The sequence below is a fragment of the Micromonospora sp. NPDC047753 genome (assembly GCF_040642735.1).
Taxonomy (GTDB): domain Bacteria; phylum Actinomycetota; class Actinomycetes; order Mycobacteriales; family Micromonosporaceae; genus Micromonospora.
The window spans coordinates 1-3428 of the sequence record NZ_JBEYSL010000625.1 but is presented as its reverse complement, the minus strand read 5'-3'; the positions used below and the strand labels follow the sequence as shown (position 1 = coordinate 3428).

Genomic DNA, 3428 nt, shown 5'->3' with positions numbered 1-3428 from the left:
GTTCTCGGGTGGCCCGCGACCTGGCCCTGGCGGTACGGCGGATCCTGGACACGGTCGCGGCGGTCGAGGCGCGTACCCGCGCCGCCGATGGCACCGGCACGGACGTCGAAGCACGCTGGGACGGCAGTCCATACCTGGGCTTGTCGCCGTTCGAGGAGCGGCACGCCGAGGTGTTCTACGGACGCCGCGAGCTGATCACGGGGCTGCTGCAACGCCTCGCCGAACAGCTGGACCTGTCCGCGCCGCTGGTGATGATCGGCGCCTCCGGTGCGGGCAAGTCGTCGCTGCTCCGGGCCGGGTTACTGCCGCAACTCGCCGCCGGGAACCTGGAGCCAGGTTCGGAGGGCTGGCCGCGTCGGGTTTTCACCCCGACGGCCACCCCGCTTCGGGAACTCGCGGTCCATCTGGCCGACCTGGCCGGTCTGGACGCCGCATCGGTGAACCGATCGTTGGTCGACGACCCCGGGCAGGCCGCGCTCATCGCCTCCCAGATCCTCCGAACAAACCGCGCCACCGCGTCGTCAGACGAGCGGGCACGAGCCCGCGTGGTCATGGTGGTGGACCAGTTCGAGGAGTTGTTCACGCTCGCCCGCGAACGGCCGGCCGACCAGGGCGCCGAACGGCGGATGTTCGTGGCGGCGCTGCGCGCCATGGCAGGCACACCGGTCGGCCCGGCGGATTCGCCGCCGGGGTTGATCCTGCTGGCGGTACGCGCCGATTTCCTCGACGAGATCATGAGCTTTCCCGAGCTACGCGAGTCGGTGCAGCGGGGCCCGTTCGTCGTCGGCCCCATGAATGAGGCGGAGTTGACAGCGGCGATCGCCGGCCCCGCCGCCGAGGCCGGTGTCACGGTTGACCCGGCTCTCATCGACGCCGTCCTGCACGATCTCCGCGGCCGGGCCAGCGGCTCGGGCTTCGATATCGGGGTCCTGCCGGTGCTGTCCCAGGCGATGCTGACCACCTGGGAGCACCGCGGGGGCGACCGGTTGACGGTGCTCGAATACCGCCGTGCCGGTGGCGTCGCCGACGCCGTGCAGACCAGCGCCGAGGAGGCGTACCAGCGGCTCGACGACCAGCAGCAGGCGACCGCGCGGGCGGTCTTCACCCATCTCACCGTCCTGACCGCCGACGGCCGGCTCGCCCGACGTCGGATGACCTTGACGAGCCTGCGCGAAGTCTGCGGCCAGGACGGGCAGGTGGACCTGGTCGTTGACGTGTTCACCCGGAAGCGACTGGTCATGGCCAGCGACCACGGCGTGGAGATTGGTCACGACGCGTTGCTCAGCAACTGGTCACGGCTGACCGGATGGCTGGAATCCGATCGCACCGACCGGACGCTCCACAACGAGCTCACCGCCGAAGCCGACGCCTGGCACGCGCGCGACCGGGACCAGTCCTACCTGTACCGCGGTGAAAAGTTGGTCGCCGCGACGAGCGCCACGCGAAGGTGGGCCGCCGACCCGGCGCGTTACCCCGTTCTGACGGCCACCGAGACGGCCTTTCTCCAGCAGAGCACCCGCGCGGAGAGCCGCCGCCGGACGACCCGGCTCGGGGTTCGCAGCGGTCTGGCGGTCCTGCTCATCATCTCCCTGGGCGCGACCGTTCTCGCCATTCAAGGTCAACGCGACGCCCGACAGCAGCAGCGGGTCGCCACCGCGGCCGCCCTGCTCGGCAGGGCTGACACCGTCCGAGGCAACGCACCACAACTGGCGCTCATGCTCGAGATCGCAGCCCACCGGCTCCACCACAACCAGACGACCACCGCGCGGATGCTCACCAGCCTGCTCAGCCCATATGCGGGAACCCTGGTCGGTCATCAGGGCACGGTCTCGGCCGTGACGTTCAGCCCCAACGGGCGGACGGTGGCGAGCAGCGGCGCGAACAACCGGGTGATCCTCTGGGATACGGCAACCGCCCGGCGGGTCGGCGAGTTGCGTGGCGGCGCCCGCGTCGACGCGCTGGCGTTCAGCCCCGACGGGCAGACGCTGGCCGCCGGGGACGCGAACGGCAGCGTCTCCCTGTGGCAGGTGAGCGAGCCCACCCAGCCCCGCCTGACCGGGACGCTCCGCGATCAATGGACCAGGCTGTCCTCTGTGGTGTTCAGTCCGGACGGGCGACGGCTGGCCGGCGGCGACGCCAGCGGCCAGACGGCCCTGTGGGACGTGGCCGATCCGACCCGGCCCCGTCGACTCGCCCGCCTGAGTGGCCACACCGGGTGGGTGGCCGCAGCGGCCTTCAGTCCGAACGGGCGCACGCTGGTAACCGGCGACAGCAACGGTACGGCCATCATCTGGGACGTCCCTGGCGCGCGTCGGCTCGGCCAGCTGGTCGGGCACACCCAGGTGGTCGGCGCGGTGGCGTTCAGCCCGGACGGGCGGAGGGTGGCCACCGGCGGTGGCGAAGCGATGGTGCTCCTCTGGGACATCGGTGATCCGGGGCGGCCGAAGCGTCTCCTCTCGCTCACCGGACACAGCCGCCCGGTGCGCGCCGTGCAGTTCAGCCCGCAGGACGGGCGGGTGATCACCACCGTCGCGGCGGACCACACGGTGCTGCAGTGGGACGTCACCGATCTCAACCGGCCGGTGCAGAGCACCATCGTGCTCGGTGGCCAGTCGAACTGGGTCAACGCGGTGGCGGTCAGTCCCGACGGGCAGTACGTGGCCACCCCGAGTACCGACAGCACCGTGATCCTTTGGAGGAGTGGGGCCGGCAGCGGGCTGGGCGCGCTCGTCCGGCTCGGCGGCGGCAACGGCCCGGTGGGGACGGTCCGCTTCAGCGGGGACGGTCGGTTGCTCGCCGCCGGCAGTGCGGACGGAACGGTGGACCTGTGGAACATGGCCAACCGGGCCCATCCTCTGCGGCTCGCCCATTTCGGCGCTCACACCGGCTGGGTGAGTTCGGTCGCCTTCAGCCCGGACAACCAGACGCTCGCGACCAGCGGCGCGGACGGCAACGCCATCCTCTGGGATCTCACCGTTGCAGGCGCTCCCCGCGAGCTGACCCGGATGACCGACCACCATGGCGTGGTGACCTCCGTCGCGTTCGACCGGGCCCACGACGACGCGGTGCGGCGGCAGACCGTTGCCACCGGCGGTCAGGACGGCACGGTGGCCCTGTGGGACGTCACGGATCTCGCCGCCCCTCGGCGACTCGGCACCCTGCGGGGCCACGTCGCCGCGGTGTCCGCGGTGGCGTTCAGTCCCAGCCGAGGGTTGCTGGCCGTTGCCAGCGTCGACGGCACCGCCACGCTCTGGGATGTCACCTACCCGGCGCGCAGCGACCAGCTCGGCCTGCTCACCGGTCACACGAACCAGGTGTCCACACTGTCGTTCGGCAGACCGGCACTGTCACCACCTGGCCCCGGGTGCCGAGCGCTGTGGTGGCGGAGCTGTACCGGCGTAGCCGGCCCCCCGAGCCGACCGCCCCCC

1 protein-coding gene is annotated in these 3428 nt (G+C 71.6%); it reads left to right on the top strand.

Annotated features, from left to right (window positions below; genetic code table 11):
* Positions 1-3428: hypothetical protein (locus tag ABZ749_RS32115; protein ID WP_357234449.1), on the top strand; the 3428-nt coding region annotated here is incomplete at both ends.